Source organism: Natronococcus pandeyae (assembly GCF_008122205.1).
Classification (GTDB): Archaea; Halobacteriota; Halobacteria; order Halobacteriales; family Natrialbaceae; genus Natronococcus; species Natronococcus pandeyae.
In genome coordinates this window covers 69689-92493 of sequence record NZ_PHNJ01000019.1, presented here as the reverse complement: position 1 = coordinate 92493, position 22805 = coordinate 69689, and the positions used below count along the sequence as shown (strand labels likewise).

The 22805-nt window shown below is 62.1% G+C and carries 24 protein-coding genes and 2 pseudogenes; 14 read left to right on the top strand and 12 right to left on the bottom strand.

The genetic code is table 11. The annotated features are described in order from the left end of the window. The 5 genes from CV102_RS23075 to CV102_RS23055 form a co-directional block, all read left to right on the top strand. A partial coding sequence (locus tag CV102_RS23075) for a transposase (RefSeq protein WP_148860367.1) occupies positions 1-297 on the top strand: 297 nt, incomplete at its 5' end. A 287-nt stretch (positions 298-584) separates the two neighbouring features. After that, positions 585-1244 (top strand): helix-turn-helix domain-containing protein, encoded by a 660-nt coding sequence (locus tag CV102_RS23070; RefSeq protein WP_148860366.1) that lies wholly within the window; start codon positions 585-587, stop codon positions 1242-1244. A gap of 251 nt (positions 1245-1495) precedes the next feature. Next, the gene (locus tag CV102_RS23065; RefSeq protein ID WP_148860365.1) at positions 1496-4513 is read left to right on the top strand and encodes a PAS domain-containing sensor histidine kinase; all 3018 of its coding nucleotides are present in this window, start codon (positions 1496-1498) and stop codon (positions 4511-4513) included. 247 nt (positions 4514-4760) lie between these two features. Further along, on the top strand, positions 4761-5114 hold the full coding sequence (locus tag CV102_RS23060; RefSeq protein ID WP_233710798.1) for a hypothetical protein: 354 nt from the start codon (positions 4761-4763) through the stop codon (positions 5112-5114). Positions 5115-5252: 138 nt separating this feature from the next. After that, positions 5253-5405, top strand: coding sequence for a DUF7560 family zinc ribbon protein (locus CV102_RS23055; protein WP_233710797.1), 153 nt, complete (start codon positions 5253-5255; stop codon positions 5403-5405). A 72-nt stretch (positions 5406-5477) separates the two neighbouring features. Here the strand turns inward: CV102_RS23055 and CV102_RS23050 are convergent, their stop codons facing one another. From CV102_RS23050 to CV102_RS23030, 5 genes and pseudogenes are all read right to left on the bottom strand, one after another. Then, positions 5478-5786, bottom strand: coding sequence for a hypothetical protein (locus CV102_RS23050; RefSeq protein ID WP_148860363.1), 309 nt, complete (start codon positions 5784-5786; stop codon positions 5478-5480). A gap of 198 nt (positions 5787-5984) precedes the next feature. Next, a pseudogene (locus CV102_RS23045) lies at positions 5985-6275 on the bottom strand (cbb3-type cytochrome c oxidase subunit I); the annotation flags it as partial. A gap of 57 nt (positions 6276-6332) precedes the next feature. Then, positions 6333-7751 carry a carotenoid oxygenase family protein gene (locus tag CV102_RS23040; protein ID WP_148860362.1) on the bottom strand — a complete coding sequence of 473 codons (1419 nt, stop codon included), beginning with the start codon at positions 7749-7751 and terminating at the stop codon, positions 6333-6335. A 129-nt stretch (positions 7752-7880) separates the two neighbouring features. Then, entirely contained in the window at positions 7881-8222 is a 342-nt protein-coding gene (locus CV102_RS23035; RefSeq protein ID WP_148860361.1) for a 2Fe-2S iron-sulfur cluster-binding protein, read from the bottom strand. Further along, a complete protein-coding gene (locus CV102_RS23030; protein ID WP_148860360.1) occupies positions 8219-8563 on the bottom strand; it encodes a 2Fe-2S iron-sulfur cluster-binding protein in 345 nt (114 codons plus the stop codon). Before CV102_RS23030 ends, CV102_RS23035 begins: the two co-directional genes overlap by 4 nt. A 133-nt stretch (positions 8564-8696) precedes the next feature. Here CV102_RS23030 and CV102_RS23025 point away from each other — a divergent pair, with 133 nt between their 5' ends. After that, complete coding sequence (locus CV102_RS23025; RefSeq protein WP_148860359.1) at positions 8697-9965, top strand: saccharopine dehydrogenase family protein; 1269 nt, start codon at positions 8697-8699, stop codon at positions 9963-9965. Positions 9966-9973: 8 nt separating this feature from the next. Further along, positions 9974-10445, top strand: a pseudogene (locus tag CV102_RS26455) (AAA family ATPase); the annotation flags it as partial. Positions 10446-10682: 237 nt separating this feature from the next. Here the strand turns inward: CV102_RS26455 and CV102_RS23010 are convergent. Next, positions 10683-11288, bottom strand: coding sequence for an alpha/beta fold hydrolase (locus CV102_RS23010; RefSeq protein WP_233710801.1), 606 nt, complete (start codon positions 11286-11288; stop codon positions 10683-10685). 250 nt (positions 11289-11538) lie between these two features. Next, positions 11539-12147 carry a class I SAM-dependent methyltransferase gene (locus tag CV102_RS23005; RefSeq protein ID WP_148860357.1) on the bottom strand — a complete coding sequence of 203 codons (609 nt, stop codon included), beginning with the start codon at positions 12145-12147 and terminating at the stop codon, positions 11539-11541. A 97-nt stretch (positions 12148-12244) separates the two neighbouring features. On the opposite strand from CV102_RS23005, the gene CV102_RS23000 reads away from it, so the two are divergent. Beyond that, a complete protein-coding gene (locus CV102_RS23000; protein WP_148860356.1) occupies positions 12245-13018 on the top strand; it encodes a hypothetical protein in 774 nt (257 codons plus the stop codon). A gap of 92 nt (positions 13019-13110) precedes the next feature. Here the strand turns inward: CV102_RS23000 and CV102_RS22995 are convergent, their stop codons facing one another. After that, a complete protein-coding gene (locus CV102_RS22995) occupies positions 13111-13431 on the bottom strand; it encodes a cupin domain-containing protein (protein WP_148860355.1) in 321 nt (106 codons plus the stop codon). 264 nt (positions 13432-13695) lie between these two features. Between CV102_RS22995 and CV102_RS22990 the strand changes: the two genes are divergently transcribed. Continuing rightward, on the top strand, positions 13696-15033 hold the full coding sequence (locus CV102_RS22990; RefSeq protein WP_148860354.1) for an RNA-guided endonuclease InsQ/TnpB family protein: 1338 nt from the start codon (positions 13696-13698) through the stop codon (positions 15031-15033). 222 nt (positions 15034-15255) lie between these two features. Here the strand turns inward: CV102_RS22990 and CV102_RS22985 are convergent, their stop codons facing one another. Further along, positions 15256-16422, bottom strand: coding sequence for a PQQ-dependent sugar dehydrogenase (locus tag CV102_RS22985; RefSeq protein ID WP_148860353.1), 1167 nt, complete (start codon positions 16420-16422; stop codon positions 15256-15258). A 332-nt stretch (positions 16423-16754) separates the two neighbouring features. Next, the gene (locus tag CV102_RS22980) at positions 16755-17159 is read right to left on the bottom strand and encodes a MoaD/ThiS family protein (protein WP_148860352.1); all 405 of its coding nucleotides are present in this window, start codon (positions 17157-17159) and stop codon (positions 16755-16757) included. 259 nt (positions 17160-17418) lie between these two features. On the opposite strand from CV102_RS22980, the gene CV102_RS22975 reads away from it, so the two are divergent. Continuing rightward, entirely contained in the window at positions 17419-17556 is a 138-nt protein-coding gene (locus tag CV102_RS22975; RefSeq protein WP_148860351.1) for a DUF7560 family zinc ribbon protein, read from the top strand. 81 nt (positions 17557-17637) lie between these two features. Here CV102_RS22975 and CV102_RS22970 read toward each other — a convergent pair whose 3' ends face one another. Next, complete coding sequence (locus tag CV102_RS22970) at positions 17638-18105, bottom strand: pyridoxamine 5'-phosphate oxidase family protein (protein ID WP_148860350.1); 468 nt, start codon at positions 18103-18105, stop codon at positions 17638-17640. Positions 18106-18455: 350 nt separating this feature from the next. On the opposite strand from CV102_RS22970, the gene CV102_RS22965 reads away from it, so the two are divergent. After that, on the top strand, positions 18456-19262 hold the full coding sequence (locus CV102_RS22965) for a hypothetical protein (RefSeq protein ID WP_148860349.1): 807 nt from the start codon (positions 18456-18458) through the stop codon (positions 19260-19262). 404 nt (positions 19263-19666) lie between these two features. Here CV102_RS22965 and CV102_RS22960 read toward each other — a convergent pair whose 3' ends face one another. Continuing rightward, the gene (locus CV102_RS22960; protein WP_148860348.1) at positions 19667-20314 is read right to left on the bottom strand and encodes a helix-turn-helix domain-containing protein; all 648 of its coding nucleotides are present in this window, start codon (positions 20312-20314) and stop codon (positions 19667-19669) included. A gap of 153 nt (positions 20315-20467) precedes the next feature. On the opposite strand from CV102_RS22960, the gene CV102_RS26260 reads away from it, so the two are divergent. From CV102_RS26260 to CV102_RS22950, 3 genes are all read left to right on the top strand, one after another. Beyond that, complete coding sequence (locus CV102_RS26260; RefSeq protein WP_187433090.1) at positions 20468-20626, top strand: DUF7560 family zinc ribbon protein; 159 nt, start codon at positions 20468-20470, stop codon at positions 20624-20626. A 213-nt stretch (positions 20627-20839) separates the two neighbouring features. Then, on the top strand, positions 20840-21214 hold the full coding sequence (locus tag CV102_RS22955) for a winged helix-turn-helix domain-containing protein (RefSeq protein WP_148860347.1): 375 nt from the start codon (positions 20840-20842) through the stop codon (positions 21212-21214). A gap of 516 nt (positions 21215-21730) precedes the next feature. Beyond that, positions 21731-22711, top strand: a complete 981-nt coding sequence (locus tag CV102_RS22950) for a hypothetical protein (protein ID WP_148860346.1) — start codon at positions 21731-21733, stop codon at positions 22709-22711. The last annotated feature ends 94 nt before the right edge of the window (positions 22712-22805 follow it).

The window sequence follows — 22805 nt, the reverse complement described above, 5'->3', positions numbered from 1 at the left end:
CAGCTGACCACGATCACCGCCGACAAAAGCTACGACTGGGACGCGCTGCGGCACGAACTCAAAGACGCTGGCATCCGCCCGGTAATCAAACATCGTGAGTTCTACGGACTTGACAAAGCGCACAACGCTCGCCATGACGAGAACGTGTATCACCGCCGGTCAATCGTTGAAGCGATTTTCTTCGCCCTGAAACATCGGTTCGGCGAGACGTTGCGAGCCAGAACGTGGTTTGGCCAGTTCAGAGAACTCGTCCTAAAGGCCGCCGTCAGAAACATCGAGCAAGCTGTGAGGCTCTAACACCACTGATCTCATGCGTCTAAACAAGCCCCACGCTGTGTATTCAGTACGACTCCGCCACCATCATCAGTAGCTGATAACAGGTGCAGCGGTCGGTTCGTACTCCTACGTAACCGCTTTTTCAGGCGAAACTACGCCTGAAGAGGAGGATTTCGAGCGGATCCGACACAACCGGCCGAGCCGTCGAGAGGACTCGAGCAATCCCTGACCACTGAAACACTTTCGCTGATTCCCACCCGGGGGCTTTTAGACTGGTTAATTAATGTGCTCCGGACGAACGTGTTCGTATGGCGCAGGCAACGCTCGCAGTCACGCTTCCCGAGAACGTGTGGATCCAGCAGCTTTCTACCGCCCATCCGGAGGCGACGTTTCAGGTTATCGCCGCCGTACCCGGCACCGATTCCGGATTCGCACTGGTTCGCATAACCGGTTCGGACACCGTGACTATTCTCGAGGAGATGGACGAGCATTCGCAGATCGTCGACCTGTCGCTCGTTCAGCGGAGCGAGGACGAGGCGACGGTCCACTTCGAGACGACGATGCCACTCCTGCTCTTTTCCTCGCGCGATTCGGGGATGCCGATCGAACTCCCGGTCGAAATCCAGGACGGAGAGGCGACGATCGAGGCGACGGGCTCTCGAAAACACCTCTCACAGTTCGCCGAACAACTCTCGCAGTTCGGGCTCCAGTACCGCATCGAGTCCCTGCAGGAACAGTTACACGACAATCAACTCCTCTCTCAGCGCCAGCAGGAACTCGTCGTCGCCGCCGTCGAACAGGGGTACTACGACACGCCGCGGCGGTGTTCGTTGACCGAACTCGCGGACCACCTCGGCATCGCGAAATCGACGTGTAGCGAGACGCTTCACCGCGCTGAAGAGGCGATTGTCAAACAGTTTGTCGACGGCCTCGTTATCGCCGACGCGGAACCGCTGCTCGAGACCTGAGCCCCGACGGCCGTGGGTCTTCTCCCCGTTTACTGAACAACTACTGTCATCTCTTCGGATACCACAACCCGAACCGTTTTTTGTAGCGAAATCGACTCGAGACGAGGGCCAGTGGTGCCTCGTCCGGACCGTTCGCCCGCCTTACTATAAAAATTCTGATATCTTGTTCCAATTTTTAGTTTCGCTCTCGATGCGGACATCTGCCGCAAATCGTCCGTCAGCTTATTCAATCCGTGGTTCTTTTCAACAATATGAACAGGCGAGCGGGGGAAACCGACCGGGCGTTCTGGGACGCCGCGGGGGATCCAAAAACGCTCCAGCGGTATCGGGCGCTGGTGGACGCCGTCGATGACGGAATCGCGGTCGTCGACGCCGGCGGCGAACTGACGTTCGTGAACGAGCGCACCGAAGCCATCTTCGGGTGCTCCGGCGACGGACTCGGCGAGTTCTTTCGGGAACCATCTCGCTGGAACCCCGTCGACGAGGAGGGCGATCGACTCGAGGCGGCCGCGCTTCCGTTTAGCCACGTACTCGATCGCGCGGAGACGGTCTCCGACCAGACCGTCGGCGTTCGTCGTCCCTCCGGCGAGCGCGTCTGGCTGTCGGTCGACGGCGCGCCCCAGTGGACCGAGAACGAAGAACTCGACGGCGCCGTCTTCGTGCTCGAAGAGATCACCGATCGTCGTCGATCGGAGAACGGACACCAAACGGAGTACGACCTCGTCGAGGGAATCGTGGAGACGAGCCCCGTCGGGATCACGGTCGTCAATACGGACGGCGAACTGACGTTCGCGAACGAGCGCGCCGAGGAGATCCTCGGACGCTCCCGCGAGGAGATCGACGAGTACGCCCACGACGATCCTCGCTGGGACCTCGTCGGCGAGGACGGCGAGTCACTCGGGGCCGGGGAGGCCCCCTTCGATCGCGTGGTCTCGCAGGGGGAGGCCATCTACGACCAGGTCGTCGGTCTGCGTCGGCCGTCCGGCGAACACGTCTGGATCTCCGTCAACGGCGCGCCGCAGTGGACCGATGACGGCGATCTGGAGCGGGCCGTGTTCGCGTTTCAGGACGTCACCGAACAGCGAGACCTGAAGAGCGAACTCGAGGAGATTCTCGGACGCGTCACCGACGCTTTCTACGCGCTCGACGATCAGTGGCGATTCACGCACGTCAACGAGCGCGCCGAGGAGTTGCTTCAGGCGCCAGCGGACGAACTGCTCGGTGAGAAACTCTGGGAGCTGTACCCCGAGGCCGCCGAGATCGACGACGTCTGGGACGCGTTCCACACGGCGATGGAGACGAAGGAGACCCAGAGCTACGAACTCTACTACGAGCCGCTCGAATTCTGGGTGGAGGCGACCGTCTATCCCTCGGAGACCGGCGTCTCGGTGTACTTTCGGGACGTCACCGACCACAAGAAGCGCGAACGGGCGCTCGAGAAGTCCGAACGCCGATACAGGACGCTCGTCGAGAACGTCCCTAACGGTGCGGTCGCGCTGGTCGACGAGGACCTCCGCTACGTCACCTTCGGCGGCACAGCCGCGGCGATCCCGGACCTAACGAGCGAGGATATCGAAGGGTCCCCGGTTCGTGACGCGCTGCCGGAGGAACTGGCGGATCTAATCGTCTCACGCTACGAAGCCGCACTCGACGGCGAGACCACCTCGTTCGAGGAAACGATCGACGGCAGCGTCTACCAGTTTCACTTCGTTCCGGTCCGGGACGAGGACGGCGCGGTGTTCGCCGCTATGGGAATGTCCCAGGACGTCACCGAGCGCCACGAGTACGAACGCCACCTCAAGCGGTTCGAGGCGATCGTCGAGTCGGTCAACGACGGGGTCTACGTGGTCGGCGAGGACGGAACCTTCAGGATGGTCAACGAGCGGTACACGGAAATGCTCGGCTACGATCGGGACGAACTCGTCGGCGCGGACGCGTCGATGATCGTCGACGAGGACGTGATCGAGGAGGTCGAGGGGTTACACGAGGAGACGGTCGTGGGCCGCCTCGAGCAGCCGTCGATAGAGACCGAGATCCGGACCGCCAGCGGCGACCCGCGCCCGATCGAGGCGACGTTCGCGCCGGTCCCCGACGACGACGGCGACTGGCACCGGGTCGGCGTCGTCCGCGATATCAGCGACCGCAAGGAGCGCGAACGGGCGCTCGCGGAGAGCGAGCGCCGTTACCGGACCCTCGTCGAGAACTTCCCCAAGGGCGCCGTGGGACTGTTCGACGACGACCTAGAGTACACCGCCGTCGGCGGACAACTTCTCGAGGAAGTCGGGGTCACACCGGAAGAGCGGATCGGAAACAGCGTCTACGAACTCTACCCCCACGACCTCGTCGACGAGATCGAACCGTACTTCCAGTCCGCACTGGACGGCGAGTCGAACACCTTCCAGGTCGAGTTCCACGATCGCTACCTGCACGCCTACACTCTCCCCGTCAGGAACGCGGCCGACGAGATCATCGCCGGGATGCTCGTCGTCCAGGACGTTACCGACCGTCGGCGGTACGAGCGCCAACTCGAGAAGTCCAACGAGCGCCTCGAGCACTTCGCCCACGCCGCCTCTCACGACCTCCAGGAGCCGCTGCGGATGGTCTCGAGCTACCTCCAGCTCCTCGAACACCGGTACGAAGACGAACTCGACAAGGACGGCCAGGAGTTCCTCGGGTTCGCCGTCGACGGCGCCGACCGGATGCGCGAGATGGTCGCGTCGCTTCTCGAATACTCTCGCGTCGAGACGCGTGGCGACCCCTTCGAGTCGGTCGATCTCGAGGACGTCCTCGCAGACGTCCGTGAGGATCTGCAACTCAAAATCGAGACGAGCGACGCGACGATTACTGCCGAGGATCTCCCGCGTGTCGAAGGAGACGCCAACCAGCTTCACCAGGTGTTTCAGAACCTGCTCGAGAACGCCATCACGTACAGCGGCGAGGAGCCCCCGCGGATTCACGTGTCGGCCGAGCGGCGCGAGGCGCTACGCGCCTCGGAACGAAGCGGCACCGCCGCGGAGAACGACGGGCCGGCGTGGGTCCTCTCGGTCCGTGACGAAGGGATCGGTATCGAGCCCGACGAGCAAGACCGCATCTTCGAGGTGTTCAATCGGCTCCACAGCCGCGAGGAGTACGACGGCACCGGCATCGGGCTCGCGCTCTGCGAGCGAATCGTCGAACGCCACGGCGGCGAGATCTGGGTCGACTCCGAGCCCGGCGAGGGATCGACGTTCTCGGTTACGCTGCCGGCCACGAGCGATCACGATACGTAAACGAGTGAGCAGCTGGTCTCCATCGACTCCGTCGAAGCCAGCTGCTCTGATAGACACTTGCCAGAAACCGCGTACTGAATACAGCGGATGGGCCGTGTTCAGACGCCGCTCAGTTGATGTCTTGACCGGGATTGTGACGCCTTCGACCTTGATCTCGGCGGGGCGATGCCGTACTGCGGCGATCCCGTCTGCTACCTGACGGCGTTTCTCGGCCACTGCTGTCTCCGGGAAGCGCGGCTGCGCCGTCGTGGCGACGAGGAGGGGGGTTGCGATCGTCGTCGACGCCCGTCGCTCGTTCCTCGAGGACCACCTCGGTCGGTGGCTCTGGCGGTTCGCCGACGAGGTGATTGCACGCGATGACGGTTTCTACGCCGCGCTGGCCGATCTGCTGGCCGTTCTCGTCGAGGACGACCTCGAGACCCTGGAGCTGGGGCCGGAGTCGGTGCCGGACACACCGGAGGTGACGGAGTGGAACGAGGACGTATTCGGCGACGCGGGTCGTGGCTGTGGCGGCTGCGGCGCGGACGCCGCGGGGCTCGACGAGTCGATCAGAGGCCCGCTGTCGGGTCCACCGGGCGACGGCGGCGTGTCGCTCGAGTAGCGACCGCCGCGGACAGCGACCGTCGGCGGCGTCCGGGACGGGACTGCGCCAGTCCCCTGAAACGGGCTCTGGGGACGTTCCCCATCGTACTGTGGTTTCGAAAATATGCGTCTCGTTACCATAGGTTCGTCCGGAAAGATGGGCTCCGATAGATCCCGGTACGAGTTCGAATGTTCGCACTGCAGCGAGCAGACCGTCGTCGACGCGCCGGTTCAGGAACAGCTGCTCGGAAGGGGGTGTATCTTCTGCGGTCGGGACGTCTCGGAGCAGGACTTCGAACTCGACCGCTGACCGATCTCGCTCCCGGGTCGAAGCGATTCCCTCGAGTTTCGGTCACGCCCAACCGCGACGGTCGCCGTCGGCTCAGGTCGCGAACCGGCCGCCGACGAGATACAGGTAGCCGACCCCGCCGGCGAGCGAGAGTCCGATACCCATCGATCGGACGAACTCGATCTGACCGACGATACCGAACCCCTGGAGCAGCACCCCGACGGCCAGCAGGGCGATCGTCGCCGCGACACCCCGTTCGCTCGCGCCGGGAAACTGCCCACCGGTGACGGGGAAAAACTGGAGGGCGTACCCGACGATCGTCAGCGGGAAGAACCCGCCGAGGACGAGCGTCCAGTGCAGCGTCGTCGCGTTCGCTCCCCGTTCGCGTTCCGCGGTTCTCACTCACTTCGTTTGCTCACGGGTCGTTCCTCCCCGTTTGCGGTCCACGGTTCTCACTCACTTCGTTCGCTCACGGGTCGCGTTCGCTCCCCGTTCGCGTTCCGCGGTTCTCACTCACTTCGTTCATTCCGAACCGCGCTCGCTCCGAACCGCGCTCCCGTCGTGCGATCGGGTGTGGAGTGACGTTCAGTGGCTACTATAGAGGAAGCCGAGCGGCAGCGACGACGCGAGGGTCATCACTGCCAGTCCAACGTTCGTCAGCTAGAACGCGCCGCGAAACCAGCCGGGCTTCCACGCGGCCTCGGGGGTAACGACCCGCATGACGTAGGTGCCGAGTCCGAGCGCGAGCAGCCCGAACGCGCCGAACGCCGCCGCGTGGCCGTGAGCGACTGTCAGGTAGGTGCCGTGCTCGTAGTGTTTGGGTACTGTAAGATTGATGAAGATATCGAGCACGCCGCCCCCGACGAAGTTCCAGACACCGCTCCCGATAAGCCGTCGTCGATTCGGATCGCTCGAGAAAGAGAGCGTCCTCGTTCGACCGGACCTGTATCACACCTCCGGAAAGAATCGACCGTGGAAGCCGAACGGAACGGCGTGTGGCAGGGGTGCACGCGCTCTCTCGACTAACGTTTCCGCATCGAACACGAGCAGCATCGATCGCTCCCGTCGGGTGTCCAGCGCCGTCGCGATCACGACGCCGTCGTCCGCCGCGGTCCCGCCCGGGCGCTGAACCATCCGCGGCTCTTCGACGTAGACGCCCCGTTCCCACCATTCCGTCGCGGTTCCCCGTTCGACGTCGAGTTTGACCAGTCCGTTCGCGCCCTTCCTGTCGGTCGCCTGTGCATACGCGTACCGATACCGTCGGCCCCGAACCGGTTTCGGAACCGTCGGGAGCTCCATCCCGCCGTCGTACCGCTCGAAGCGTCGGACGCGTCCCTCGTCGGGATGGAGTCGGAATCGAACGAACTGACCGTCGGGAGCCGCGGCGAAGGCGTCCTCCGAGAGGGCGTCGAAGGTGAGCGCCCGGACGATCTCGTCGTCGTCGAACGCGACGAGATCGAGGACTAGCTCGTCGTCGTCCTCGTAGGCGTTGACGTGGTGGAACGTGAAGAACGGCGGCGTTTCCAGCGTCTCGACGAGCGTTTCGGCGTCCCGATCGACGACGATGAACCTGCTTGCGGCCCCTTCGTCGTACTCGAGGAGATCGAGGAATCCTTCGTTCCACGGGGCCAGTGCCTTCGCCATCGCGATCCGGAGCGGCGTCTCCACGACGACGATATGCGAGTCGGTGATCGAACAGTCGTGGACGTACCCGGGGCCAGCGGCCGGTACGGTAGCGACGTGGATTCGACCGGCACGCCCGGGAGGAATCCGGTAGAAGTGATACTTCGGAGAGCGCCCGAACTCCGTACTGTAGCCGATCGTTTCCTCGCGATTGAGATCGACCTGGAGGTGGGCTGTCGCCAGATGCTCCGGAACCTCGTCGCGCCAGCGAAACTCGCCGCGGGTCTCGAGCGTTACTGGGTCGAACGCGATCCGCCGCGGTGCCTCGGTGAGCGCGACGAAGTGCTCGCCGAGTTGGGCCACGTGGACGTTCGCGTTGTCCGTCGGTTCGGGCGGCCCGAGCGACCGGAGCCACCGCAGGGTCCGGCGGAACGAATCGCCGCCGGTTGCGAACTCCGTGGCGCCGTGGCCGGAGTCGGCGGCCGCGTACGCGTCGGTCCGCAGGAACCGGTTCGTATACGAAACGGTGCCGTCGTCGAACCCGTAGCGGCGGAGCATCGCCAGGCCGTCGAACCAGTGGGTCGCGCGCTCGCCGCCGAACTCGAACCGCCCCGGTCCGTTCCGGATCAACGACCCGGAGAGCCACGGCGGAACGGTCCCCTCGACCGGCAGCTGCCGGTCGGCGTACTCGGTGTCGACCGTTCGAAACCCGAGTTCGTAGGCGCAATCGGTTGCGTTCGACATACCATCACATCGGGTGGACGGACGATCAATCCGCGGGAGGCGGCACCGACCGGGGAAGAGGGATTCGCGGAACTGTGAGCCGACCGGTTACTCCGGGTTAGGCTGGAGCAGGACACCGTCCTCGAGATTTCACTCGGAGGATAATCGCCGGGGGAGGACCTGCCCCCAGACGTGCTTTTCCAGCAGCCTGACCGTCATCGGTCGGTCGACCTCGATACAGCAGGACAGCCGCGGGTAGCCGAATCGGACGGCGGCAGCATCGTGCCAGTGGGCCGGCTCGGGTGCCGGGTCGACCTCGACGGTACAGGTCGAACACAGTCCCCGTCCCCCGCAGTTGAGCTGCGAGGAAACGGTTCCGTAGACCGAGAACCCTCGATCACGGAGGGCGTCCCGAAGCGTCGTTCCGCGTTCGACCGTGATCGTCGATCGTTCGCTGTCGTCGATCACGGTGAGTTCGATCTCCTCGCTCACGGTTCCTCCGTGTCCTCCCCCTTTCGATCGGTGTACTGGCCCCAGAATCCGGGGTACTTCTCGACGAACAGGTCGTCTTCGACTCGGAGCTGGCAGGCGAGCCGGAGCCCGGAATCGGCAACGTGTGGCGGAATCGCTAGTCGAAGTCGTTCTCGAGGTCCGGGATCGCTCACCTCGCCGGACACCGCAACGGCGCAGGTTCCGCACGTCCCCAGCCCGCGACAGTTGAGGGCGTCCGCCCGGCCGTTGTGCGGTGACTCGTCCGCTCGGAGGAGAACGTCCCGGAGCACTGCACCTCGTTCACACTCGAGTTCTCGATCGCGAACGGTAACTATTGGCATGGATGGTTTTCGTACGGCGAATACAAAACCGCACTGCCATACCAGCTGACGGCTCCGCTCCGCGAAGTGGGTGACCTCATCGCGGAGACCACCGAACGGTTGAGGGCGATAGGCCACGAAGCGACTGATACTCGTGTCGAACACCGACCGGACGTACGACCTCGTCGTCTGGGGTGCAACCGGCGTCGCCGGCCGTCTCGTCGCCGAGTACCTCACCGAACAGTACACGTCGGACGACCTCTCGCTCGCCCTCGGCGGTCGCGACGAGACGCGGCTTCGCGAACTGGAAGCGGCGCTCGTGGAGCAGCGATCCGGATGGGAGGAGCTCCCGATCGTCGTCGGCGACGCGACGGACCGGGAGAGCCTGGACGCCATCGCCGAAGAAACCCGCGTCGTCTGTACGACCGTCGGCCCGTACACCAAGTACGGCACGCCGCTCGTCGAGGCGTGTCTCTCGGCCGGTACGGACTACTGCGATCTCACCGGGGAGGTAAACTGGATTCGGGAGATGATCGACCGGTACCACGACGACGCGGTCGATGCGGGCGCTCGTATCGTCCACAGTTGCGGATTCGATTCGATCCCGGCCGACCTCGGAACGAAGCTCGTACAGTCGTTCGCCATCGACGAGTTCGGGACGCCCTGTGATCTGGTTCGGATCTACCTCGAGGACGGTCGCGGCGGGGTAAGCGGCGGAACGATGTCGAGCGCCCTCGAAGTGTTCCGGGCCGCGTCCACCGATCCGGTCGCCCGGCAAACGCTTCGGAACCCGTATTCGCTGGCGCCGCCGGGCGAGCGCGACGGCGTCGACCCTGGCGCACAGTCTTTCCCGCGGAAAGACCCGCTGCGAGGCGAGTGGACGGCCCCGTCGCCGATGGCGGTCGTGAACGAGCGGGTGATTCGACGGAGTAACGCCCTGCTCGAGTATCCGTGGGGTCGCGAGTTCGAGTGTACGGAGGTCGTCCCCATCGGATCGGGTCCCGTCGGCATGGCGGGTGCAAGCGCCGTCACAGCCGGCCTCGGGATGGCGACTGCGGCACTGACTTTCGGCCCGACGCGGGAAGCCCTCCGTCGGTTCGCGTTTCCCGATCCGGGCGAGGGACCGACGAGGGAAGAGATCGAGAACGGGTACTTTACGGTTCGCGTGCTCGGTCGCGGAACCGCCGCCGACGGGCCGTTCGTCGTCGAGAGTCGAATCAGCGCCGACCGGGATCCGGGTTACGGCGCGACCGCGAAGATGCTCGGCGAGGCCGCGATGTGTCTCGTGTACGAAGAGATCGACTCGCCGCTCGAGGGCGGCATCCTCACCCCGGCGGCAGCTATCGGCGATCCGCTCGCCGACGGGCTTCGTCGGGCGGGACTGGTCGTAGAAGTGGGCGAGTGGGATCCCGATCAGACGTAGCGATTGCGGACGGCCCGCGGACGGTGGTCAACCTCGACGAGGCCGACCAACTCGAGGACCCGAGCGTCATCTACGACCTCCGCAGCCTCCCGCAGTTCGCGATCATCTGCACCTCGGACGAGGAGGAGGAGGACTGTTCGATTGCGTCGACGATCGGCTGGTGAGTCGCCTCCGCTCGAGCGAACACGTCCGGATGGACAACTACTCCGACGAGGACCTCTACGACATTTTCGGCGCTCGCGCGAAGCGGGGCCTCGAGGAAGGCGTCGTCACCGACGAGCAACTGTATCGGATCGCCGACGCGGCGGCCGGCGACGCCCGGCTCGCGATCGGCATGCTTCGCTCCACGGCCGGAAAGCCGATCGTGAGAATCGCGAGCGGATCACCGACGACATCCGCCTCGATGCGGCCGAAGACGCCCGCGCCCGGATCAAGCAACGGAGTCTCGACTCGCTTACTCCACACCAGCAGGTCGTCTACAGATAAGCAAGGCGAGTGCCTCGGAGCTTGACCCCTGAGGCGGTTCACGGACTGTACGCAGATCGATTCGCTATCGAGATCGATGGCGTGATCGATCGCCGATCAGTTACTCCGTTTCACGAATGAATTCGACCACCTCGTCGGTGAAACGGTCCGGTGCGGTGAGCAACATCGCGTGACCGTCCCCATCGAAAGTAACGATCCGGCTGTTCGGAAGCACATCGTCGACCGCCTCCGTCACCTCCTTGAGCCACCCGCTCTGAGCAACGTTGGCGTGGTCAGCTCTTCGAACCGCGAGAGATCGGCGTCGTAATCGGCAGCCGCCTCCAATCGGGGGAGCAGCGTCTCGTGGAACGTGTTCGCGTACTCTTCCCAGAGCGGTGCGGAGTGAAACGCCTCGAGTTCGTCCGGCGTGAACTGGGCGATTTCATCCAGAAACAGCCGGTACGCCTGCTCGTTCTCTCCGGCGTCCAGTAGCCTCATCATTTCATCGACTTCTTCTTCGAAGTCGAACGCGTCTTCGCCGACCGGAATGGCGGGTTCGTACAGGCAGAGGGCACGGAGATTGTCGGTTCGCGAGGCCGCCTCGAGCGAACGGGTGGCGCCGGCGGAATGGCCGAGCAGGGTTACCGGCTCGTCGATCGACTCGACGACCGTGACCACGTCCTCGATCTCCGGGTCCAGCTCGAACGTGGTGTCGTCGTCGCTCTCGCCGTGACCACGACGATCCATCGCGTAGACCGTGCAGTGTTCCGCAAGAGCGGGGCTGACTCCGGAACGTTCCCAGATCCGGCGATCAACGGTCGCCCCGTGGACGAGTACCAGCGGTGATCCGCTCCCCATCCGTTCGTAGGCGATTTTGGTGCCATCAGTGGATATGACTGTTTCCAGCTCTGTTCCCTTATCCGATGGTATTGGGTCGGGCATGCGCGGGACCTCCTCGTTTGTCTATTCGGTCCAGTTGTATAGCGGCAATTGCTGACGAATCTGCATCGGCTGCAAAGGGACCAGTCAGTGAACGATACGCGCCCTGTATTCAGCACGACTCCTGAAACCTATCTTCTTCAAGGGGTTCAACAGTGCCCCCGGTCCGTCATCCCTGATACTCGGCCAGCACGAACGGCACTGAACTCCCCAGCGGATCGTCGACGACCCGCTCCCAGACGATCGCAAAGCCTGCCGCCTCGAGCCCGCTCCGAGTCCGACGCCGGCCGGAGGTGCTAAAGAACATCAACTGGCCGCTCCCGAGCCAATCGTGCTGGATCGTCTCGTAGGGACTCGAGCCGACTGTCGCGAGGAGTCGCCCGCCCGGCTGGAGGACGCGAGCGAACTCGTCGTAGACGGCCGGGTGCTCGTTTCGAGGGACGTGGAAGACGGCGTGATACGCCGTGATCGCGTCGACGGAGTTCGCGGCCAGCGGGAGCCTCGTCATCTCACCCTGGATCAGGCGGGCTTCGGGGACGTTTCCGGCTGCCAACTCGAGTTGGCGACTCGAGAGATCGAGCCCGATCCGATCGACGCCCGCGAGGTTTGCAAGCGTTCGCATTCCATCGCCACAGCCGACGTCAAGGACGGTCGCGGCTTCGGGGAGCGTCTCGAGTAGCTCATCGAGCAAGGCGGCGTCCTCGCCGTCAGCGCGGCGGGTTCTGGCGTAATCGTCGGCGACGGCGTCCCATGCCCGTCGGAGTTCCTGTCGATCCATAGATGGGAGACGGAGGCAGACGGTATGGCGCTGGTGCCAAACGGGTGTGTCCTGTGGTGGCGAGACGCTCTTTTCGCTCGGCGTCGTAGGAGTATCGATGACATCGCACGAACGCTCGCGACTCGCGGCCGTCGTTGGGGCACTCCGTGACCGGGGCTACCGCTGTCCAGATCCGCTCGAGACCGATAGGGCGGTCGTGGCGACTGGTGGCGACCACCCAGCAGACGGCCCCAACGCGCCGCTGTCGGTCGAGCGTCTCCGAGACATCACGCCGTTGATCCTCGCCAGCAGCGTCGCGGATGCCGCCCACGCCAGTCGGGCACCGGTGCTCGTCGTCGACGAGTGGGGACTCGAGGCCGCACACGCAATCCTCGGCGACCCGTTCTTGCTCCGTGGCCGTGTCGATGGCTGCCGTCAGTTCTACCCGATCCCGGATCGGATCGCGCTGACCGACGGGCGGTATGCCTGCGTCCGAACCGACGCGGAGCCACAGTGGCGAGAGGATTCGTCGACGACGGCCACAGCCAATGGCGACCGCGACAGGACGGGGACCGACGAGCCACGACTGGTGCTCGAGGCCGACGGCTCGGTCCTGGCCGTCCTCGCGGCCAACGAACTGACCTGCCCTGGCCCCGAACCGGACGCGTTCCCCCACCGATACGGCCGCGGCGCGGACAAGCGTATCCACGTCTTCGATCGGGATCGGGAGGTCGGCCGCTACGCCGGTATCGCTGCAATGCGGGAAAACGCCTACCGTCCAGTAGCGATGCCGTTGCTCCCCGAACGCCACATCAGAACGGGTGGCCGTCTGGCTCGAGGCGTGACCCTCGCGGTCGCGACGGCCGACGGCATCGAGTTCCAGCGGCCCTGAGACGAGCTGCTGGCCCACGTTCGCGGTTGGAACGAAGCGTCGCGGGTGCACTGACACTGACTGCAGGAGTCCGTCTGCGACGGCGGGCGCTCCTACGGTGCTCCCATCAGCACGAACCGACTCTCGGTGTCGCCGTTGTGGATCTGGTGCGTCGCCTCCGGCGGAATGCGGATCGCGTCACCTTCGGCCATGTCGACCGACTCGTCGTCGACGGTGACCGTCGCTTCGCCTTCCATCAGCAGGTATACTTCTTCGTGGCCTTCCTCCTCGTGGTCGTGTTCTTTGCCCTCCCAGCCGGGCGCACACTCTACGACGGTCACGCCCATGTGCTCGCAGTTCAGCTCGTCACGCAGGAAGTGCATCCCGTTCTGATCGTCGACGTCGTGATAGTTGGTCTTCGTGTAGTCGGCCATCGCAGTTTCCTGGCCACGCCATACATGATAATTGTTGGCGCTACCTTTGACAGCGAGAGAGTCCCGCCCTTCCCGTAAGTGACGAGTGTTCCGACACTCACTGTCGGAACCGAGGAGCGAACAGGGCGGGCGTGAATCGCGTCGGCTCCGGTGGCAAACCACCACCAGACTGCCAGGCCTGAGTCTCCACCAGTCGGTATCAGATTCACTTTCACTGCGAATGGCTGGCCTTCAATACGGGTCAGTTCGAATACTAAACTGGGAATGAAGCGTACCAACGTGTTCACCGTGCGTCCGCTCTCCGAAGGTGGGGAGCACCTGCTCCGAGACCTGTTGGACGCTTCCGCCGCTCTCTGGAACGAAACCAACTACGAACGCCTCATGCGGTACAACGACGAGGATGGGTACGAAGGCGACGTATGGGACGCCGATACAGGCTACCTCGAAGGCAGGTACAAAGGCGTTCTCGGTGCGTCTACCGCCCAACAGGTGATTCGGAAGAACTCAGAAGCGTGGCGTGGGTTCTTCCGGCTCAAAGAGCAGTACCACGACGACTCGAACACGTTGGTCACAGAACACCCTGAACCGCCGGGATTCCGTGGGAATGAGGACGACGGGCGGCAACTCAAGACCGTCATTCGCAACACCTCGTACACCGTCGAATGGGGCGACCGTTCCCGGCTCGAGATACTGGTCGGGAGTGAGTTGAAAGACAGATACGACCACACCGGGCGCCTCAGGCTGGAAATCGCTGGCGACCCGAACTGGCCCGACTACGAGAAACAGGGCCGGTTGGACCTGTGGTACGACGAGACTGAGAGCACGTTCAGGGCTTCGCAACCCGTGACTGTTTCTGACGATGCACGGGACACTCCACTGGCCTCAGAGAAGGCCGCTCTGGACATCGGTGCGAACAATCTCGTCGCCTGTACCACGACGGCCGGCCACCAATATCTGTACGAGGGCCGCGAGTTGTTCCAGCGGTTCCGCGACACCACACGCCACATTGCTGAATTACAGTCGAAACTCGACGATGGACGATACAGTAGCGAGCGTATCCGGCGACGGTATCGGAAACGAACCCGTCGCCGTGACCACGCCCAAGAGGCGTTGTGTCGTGACCTGCTGGAGCGACTGTACGCCGAAGGCGTCGATACCGTGTATATCGGGGGGTTGACCGACGTGCTGGAGACACACTGGTCGGTCGAAACCAACGCCAAGACCCATAACTTCTGGTCGTTCAAGCAGTTTATCGAGCGATTGGCCTGTACCGCCGAGGAGTACGGTATCTCGGTGGAAGTGCGGTCGGAGGCATGGACCAGTCAAGAATGCCCGCAGTGTGGGTCCACGGACCGAACAACGCGGCATCAGGACACGCTCATCTGTCCATGTGGGTTCGAGGGCCACGCCGACCTCACGGCGTCGGAGACGTTCTTGGAGCGGCAGACAGGACAGGCAGTCAGGCCGATGGCACAGCCCGTGCGGTTCGAGTGGGACGACCACGACTGGTCGGAGTCACCATGCTCTCTCCGTCCCAAAGAACAGCGCACAGACCCGAATACCGTCCACCGTGGCGGGAATGTTGCCTCCGGGGAATCGTAGACCGGCTGAGACTCCCACGGAGGAAACCGCGCCGTTTACGGCGCGGAGGATGTCATCGAGTCGCTGTCGAGGACGACGTTCTGACGTTTTGACGTTCTGTTCGGAACCGGATCACAAATTCGAGTCGGAGACGGCCGAAGCTGCTCCTGGACTGGGGACTTCGAACTCGGATGTCCCGGCCGGAAAGCCGACAGTTTCACCCCTGCTCCGTTTCACGGTCCGTTATTCGGGCGTAAGGCGGACGATGGGTGCGTTTTCGTCGTCCACGGCAACGTATAGCGCACCCGTCTCGGGCTCGATCTCGACGTCGCGAACTCGCCATTCCTGCCCCTCCAGTAACGGATCGACTTCCTCGACGTCCGTTCCGTCGACGGTGAACCGGCCGAGATACTGTCCAGCGAGGTTTCCGACGAACAGGTCTCCCTCCCACTCGGGGAAGGCATCGCCGTCGTAGAAGGTCATACCTGCAGGCGGGAAGCCGCCGGAGGTACACTCCCAGTAGTAGACCGGGTCGAAGACGTCCTCTCGTTCGTGTGGCTCGTCGCCGATCGGGTCGTCCGTCCCGTACTCGCAGCCGTAGGCCGCGACGGGCCAGCCGTAGTTCCCGCCGGCTTCGACGACGTTGATCTCGTCGCCGTCCTCTTCGCCGTGCTCGCTCTGCCAGAGCTCGCCCGTCTCGGGACGAACCGCCATCCCCTGGGCGTTCCGGTGGCCGTAGCTGAAGATTGCGTCCTCCACATCGGTCTCGTCGACGAACGGATTGTCCTCGGGGATCGAGCCGTCCGGCTCGAGGCGCAACGTCGTCCCGAGGGCGTTGGTCGTATCCTGGGAGACGTGGTCGGGTCCGAACTCTTTGGACGCACGGTCGCCGACGGTCACGTAGACCATGTCGTCGTCGCCGAAGACGACTCGAGAGCCGTAATGCTGGTCCGAATCGACGAACGGCTCGGCCACGTACAGCTCCTCGACGTCCTCGAGCCGGTTCTCCTCGGCGTCGAGTCGGCCCCGGCCGAGGACTGTGGTCGACTCGCCGTCGCCGTTTTCCGTCGAGTACGTCAGGTAGAGCCACGGCTCGTCCGGGAAGTCGGGATGGAGTGCGACGTCGAGCAGGCCACCCTGTCCCTCCGCGTACACGTCCGGCGTTCCCTCGAGTTCCTCGCCGGTCCCGTCGTCCGGATCGAAGAGCTGGAGCCGGCCGGGACGCTCGGTGACGAGCAGCCGACCGTCGTCCGGAAGGAAGGTCATCCCCCAGGGATGGTCGACGCCGTCGATCGCTTCTTCGATCTCGAACCCATCGGACGTTTCGTCGACGTCGAGAAAGCCGGTGCAGCCGGCGACGGCCGCCGAAAGCAGCCCTCCGGAAGCCGAGAGGATCGTACGTCGCTTCACGGCCCAATATGGGGGCGCAAGCGGGTAAAAACCCTTCCACGGCGCTACTCGGACCGTCGGTTTCGAACGAATGTATTCGCTCGTGTGGTCAACCGGCTGATGCGGCCACACCGGTCAGGTGTGCTCGATTCGAACGTTCCACCTGTCCGTATCGGCTGCCGTCATTTCGTACGCAGATCCGCGCTGCTCGAGGACGCCGAGTTCCGTATACTGTCGTCGAACGGTTCGCCGTCGATCGTCCGGGCGTCCAGCATTCGACCTGTGTCGTGAGTCGTCATCGGCTACCGCCACGGATCCGTTCGCGATCGGAACCACGCCGGTCATAGCCGTCGCTAGCAACAGAACATGAACGGATACATCAGCGCGACTCGGTCTCCGTCCTCGAGTTTCGTGGCGAACCCGTCGTCGTGTTCGTTGAACCGACCGTTTATACAGATCCGGGCGTACGCCCGCGTCTGCTCCCCTTCGGGATTCTTTCGCCACGTCCCCGGCAACTCCTCGGGGGCTTTCGCCCACCCTCTCGCGGTCGACTCGGCCTCCGTCTCCGCGATCAGCAGGTCCTCAACGTCGTACTCCTCGAAGAACGTCTCGAGGAAGTCCGCGAGGGTCTCCCCCTCGAAGGTAAACTCGAATCGGTGTTTACCGATTGCGGTCCGGACGTGGCCGGTGCAGTGGACGTCCACGGTCGTCGTCGTCGCGGCGGTCTGTGTCGACTGAGTGCTCGAGCGCGATGACATCGTAATTTCGTAAAGGCTCTCGAGCGGCAAACGTTCCGCTCCGAACTTGTTCGGGCTCTGGCCACGGAACGGTCCACGTCGACGAGCGGGCTCCGACTGGCACCCTACACACCGTTCACACCGAGGTAACCCGTAGTTCGTTCTCGAGACGTTGCAAGAGAACGCGCGATCGGCGCTTTTAAATTTACCCTTATATCTTGGAGCCGTCTCTTTCTTTATTGAAAGAGTCTATTTAGCCGGTGGCGAACAAACGAGCGACATGACCGAATACGAGTTTATCTGTCCGGAGTGCGATCAACAGATCGACGTCAATGTGCCGGTCCGAGAGGCGACGCTGTCACACGGGTGCCCGGTCTGCGGAGCGTCGGTCTCGTCCGAACACTTCGTCGAGCAGTGATCGCGTCCTCGTCGGCGTATCGAATACTGCGCTCGCGGCGAACCGAGGGTAGCTCTTCTTGCTCGTCCGGACGCGACGGGATTACTCCGCGTCGGGTTCGCGGTCGATCTCGGTACGGCGACCGCTCAGTTCTGCCGGTTCGAACTCGTAGAGCCTGATGTTGAGATCCTTCTTCGATTCGCCCCAGATCTCGAACAGCGGCCGCTTCGCCGCGCCGTACTGTTCGATGTGGGCGGCAGTGAGTTCCGACGGCTCGATCTCTTCTAAGGATCCGACCGCGACGACGCTCCGGTACGTGTCCCCGTTGTCCGACTCCTTGTAGACGACGAGCCGAACGTTCGGCGAGGAGGCGAGGAACCGCCGCTTCTCGCTTTCGGGGGTCGAAACCAGCCGCATGAAGAAGGTCCGCTCGTCGGCGTCGTAGCCGTACGAGATCGGAATCGCGTACGGCGTGTCGTCGTCTGAGAGCGCTAACACGCCGGTTTCGTGGCGGCTGAGAAAGGCGTCGATCTCTTCCTCGGTCATTTCGGTTTCCTCGGCCAGTGACATGGTCGTATGCTGAGTGGAGTATATACGACAGTAAACCAGTTCCGTTCTCACCGAGCGCGATCCGTCGGTCGTATTCGTGTCCTCGAGTTACTTATGGAATAATTAGAAAGTACTATTTTCGATGTGTGGTAATATCAGTATACAGATGTTAAGAAAAAGTCAATCCGAGTTTAGTGACGAACTATCAGAGAGAACGCCAGATGGCGGAGGATGCGCAGAAACGTGAGAATCGCTTTCACAAATTCGCAATGAAAATTCCGGCCGCCGTACTTTCTTGTCACACGTCGTAGTCATGCTAGGAATTGCTGTTGGAGGAGCAGGGGCAACGGCGTCCAGTGTGGTGGCTTTGGATGAGAATTCTCGCACTGATACGGAACCAGTCCGGGGCCGTGAACGGGGACAAATACTTCGTCGAGCGAATCGCTCAGAGGATGTTCAGTTTGTCGCCGACCAACTGGGAAAAAACCGGAGTTCATCAAGTGGTTCGGTATAGCGGAGAAAACCAAGAGGGCTACGTAGTCACTTTCGGAGACCCCGAAGAGAAGGGAGCTACGATCAATTACTACGAATTGCCGGAGATCTCCGGCGGATCGAAAGCCAATGGTGGCGTACCAGTCGGAGATGGCGTCCGTGGGGCCAATTCTGCTGCCAAAGCATCGCTGGATATGGGAACGCCAACTGTTGAAGAACTCTCGTCAGATCTAACTGATTTGGTCAGCAGTAGAGATCCAAATCAGTCTGTAGCACTTGAGCAATCGATTTTAATCAGAGGTCCTGATGAATTTGAGTTCTACGTCCCAGTTATCGAAGCGGAGAGCAACGCCGTCGGAACCACTGAAGTATCCGACAAAGATGTCGTTGACAACGTCGTGATCTCGGGCAGCGGAGACCTAGTGTCTGATTCCTCGGTAAGTGCATCTGTCGGAAGGCTCGAATCTCAAGACGGAGTCTCAGTCCAAAGTACAGGGTGTGCTAGTCCGGTCTGTATGGATGCTTGCGACACGCTGTGTACAGCATTAGCTGGACTATCTGGACTTGGTTGCAAAGCAGCATGCACCGCCACTGTCGCTGGCATTCCCATCTCACCAGGATGTGGAGTTATATGTGCTGCTGTCGTTGCGAGAACATGTTGGCCTATTTGCAATAACATAGCATAAGACAAATAAAATTATGGCACTTGACAGCACAAAAGAAGAGGTCGGATTCATTTTCGTCCTTGCAACCATGTTGGCCGCCGCAGCCTGGTTCAGTACCGAACTGACCGGGATGCAACGAGTATCAACTACAGTGGGATCGTGGCTATTCGCCCTACTCCTACTGACATCTACAGTTTATTTATATAACACCCGATTCTGAAGTTTCACAAGGGCTATAAACGCTCTTCTCCGTGATTCTTTGACGGGCATCGGTTGGTCAATCAATCACTCGGGAAATAGAACCGACTGTCGCTTCCCAGGAGGAGCTTTTCGGAAGGAACCGTGATTGTCCGATGGTCTCGACGTCGCTACCGTCGTCCATAACCGGCCACTATCTTACCCTAGTACCATCGTCGCCGATCTCTTCACGCCTCCGTCTCGAGCACGTCCTCGAAGATTTTGCGCTGTGCGGCGACCAGATGTTCGGTGAGTGTCGATTGGGTGATGTCGAGTTCCGCCGCGATTTCGGTCGCGTTCGCTCCTTTCGGCCGTTCGAAGTAGCCCATCCTGTAGGCGGTCTGTAACACCTCGTACTGGCGGTCCGTGAGTTTGCCTCGATTGACGAAGACGCGCTCTTCCGGCGTCCCCCTGAGCGGGGGCTGGAGCAGGCTCTGGACGCTGATGCCGGGGAATCGTTCCCGGAACTCGTCCATGACGGCCTGTAGTTGCTCGAAACTCGCCGCGTGAAAGACGAGCGTCAGGTCGCCGTCCTCTGCGACGTAGCGATGAACGGGACAGCCGAACGAGCCGAGACATTCGCACGGGCACTCCTCCCCTCCGTCGTGGGTCCGCCGGTAGAGATTCGTTTCGCCGTAGGAGAACACCGGCCCCGTCACCGCTCCGTCGACCTCAGTGTCGGTCCCGGCCAGGAACTCGGTCGTACTTCCGTCCTCTCCAGGTCGTACGACGCTCGTCGACACCTGGTTGATAGTCGTCTCCGTCCGCTTCGAAAACTTCGCGATCGGACACTCCGGCGTCTCGACTTTGACTGTGGCACGAATACCCGACGACATGGCTCTCGTGAAGCGTTTGGACCGTATCGTCTTGAAGATGGGGATCGCGGCTCTCGCCGCGCAACTTTCTATCGCGGCTCTCGCCGCGCAATTCTCACGTCGTCAGAACAAGAGAGGGTAATTTATTAACGAACGGTGTATCAACCAGTATCAATGAGCACCTGTGAAGACTACGTCTTTGTTTGCCCGGAGTGTGATCAGTCGATCAGGGTCAATCCCTCCATGCGGGAGGCACTCGTCGAAAACGGGTGTGTGATCTGTGGCACTGCCGTAACCCAGGACGCCTTCGACGGGCAGAACGACGAGTCGTAGCGACGTCGTTCGAGCGAACTGCTCTCTCACGAAGTCCGTCGGGCCATTCGAGTCCCCATCCGGTGACATCTTTCTTTCTCAACAATAAACACGGTCTCACATCTCTCTTTCCGATGCTGTGCTGATTCGAGCGCCTGCTCTGGTGAGGGGGTTATAAACCTCCCACGATATCTGTGGTGAACACTGGTGGCTGTACGGCGACCACCAATTGGTATGAGCCAATCGCTGATGGCGGCTACCAGTGCATCCGGTCGTGAAGAGTTCGCGAACAGCCAGCAGGTAATCTCCAGCGACGATTCCGTCGAGACGATTCTCACCGCATTCAACGACGACGATTGTCGTCGCATTCTCGAGTCGGTCTCCGACAGCGACGATCACCTCTCCGCCGCCGAGATCTCCGAACGCTGTGACGTTCCGCTCTCGACGACCTACCGGAAACTCGAGTTGCTCACCGACGCAAAGCTACTCGACGAGCGGCTGCGAATCTGCCAGTCTGGTCGGCACACCAGCGAGTACGACCAGGCCATCGACGACGTCCGTATTTCGATCGACGCGAACGACGGAATCGCGCTTCAGCTCTCGCGGTGAATCGGTCTCTCGATCGAGTGCCCCATTCCCAACTACGAGAGTGAGCTCAGTACGTAGCCGAGGGGTTGTTTATTACTTGATCGGGCCTGCTCGGGAGCGATTTGGCGTGTGGTACCCGTCCGTTCGAATCTACGATTATCGTACTGTGAAGGTCCAATAGGTCAACAGTCCCAATAGGTACCTCAGCTACCTAATCTATCCTACCTACTGTACCTGCCCGACTTATTACACCTATCCAGCCTATTGCACCTATTCTTCCGATCGCATCTACTATGTCCGCTGCACTCGTTGTCCCACTTCCATCCGAATATGCGATACTGACTGCTCCGCAGTCCGTCGTAGCGTTCCCGTGACGGAGGAACGACGCCCGAGGACCGTGGTCGATGAACCTGGGCAACGACCGGTCGAGTCGACGGCGCTACCGGAACCCGATCGTTCTGGATCCGTCTCGAACTTAAATACCTACAGTATTCATCATGCATTCTCATGCCTGTGTATAATGAGTCAACATATATCATGGATGTCGGCAGTACCCTTCAGAAATTGGGTCTCTTCCTCGAGGAATTCGACGAGGAGGTCGGCACCGTAACGAACGTCGAGTTCGTCGATCGATTCGATTCGGAAACGGGGCCGACTGCCGAAATCGAACTGGCGATTCCGGCGTTCTCGAGTCGACGACGGGGGGTGCTCGGTCCCGACAACGTAACCGTCGACAGTGACGGCCGACTCCGGGTTACCCTGGAGTCGGCACCGCTCGTTCCAACGACAGACCCGGATTTCGAGATCGAGACGACGAGCGTGACGATCGAAGACGAGACGATAACGGTCGTACTCAGTGTCTCCGTCGCGACCGAAGAGAACTCGACCGACGGAGCTGAATTCGGAACAGCGGAACAGAGCCCGGACCCTCCCACGGGTTCCGACGACACTGACGACACGCCGGCTGTCGATCGAGAACGAGAGGTGCCGCCGTTCAGGGATCCGGAGTTGCTCACGGAGGTCTACGAATCCTGTGACACGTTCACGGAGATGCGCGAGGTTATCGAGATGGACGTCACCGCGGAAACGGTCCGACGCTACATGATCGATTACGGTATCCACGAGCCGAACTCGCACGCCGACGGAGTCGAGGATGGCGACTCGAGCGGCCGTCCCGAGGCCGGCAGCGATTCGGATCCGTCGTCGAGGAGTGGCTCCGACGCTCGGCCGGCCGACAGTTCGGAACGCGAGCAGTCGTCGCCGGTCGTTCTCACCGACGGAATCGGGCTTCCTGAGGACGTTACCGCCGAGGCTCTCGTCGAGACGGTATCGCGGTCGAATACGATTTACGAAGTCAAACAGGATCTCGGGCTGGACCGAGACGAGACGCTCGAACTGTTACGCCAACTCGACCTCGTCGACCTCGTGGTTGGTCGCGTTGCTAACGAGTCCGAGCGCAGGATCGGCCGCGAAGAGATCGTGGAACGCCTGCGTCAGGCCTCCGTTGCACAGCACTGACGAGGCGCACTACCGAAGCAACCCGGTACTCCTCTCCGGAGCAGGCTCGACCACCGATAGTTAAGTCTGTGTGGGGCGTTGTCATATGAAACAT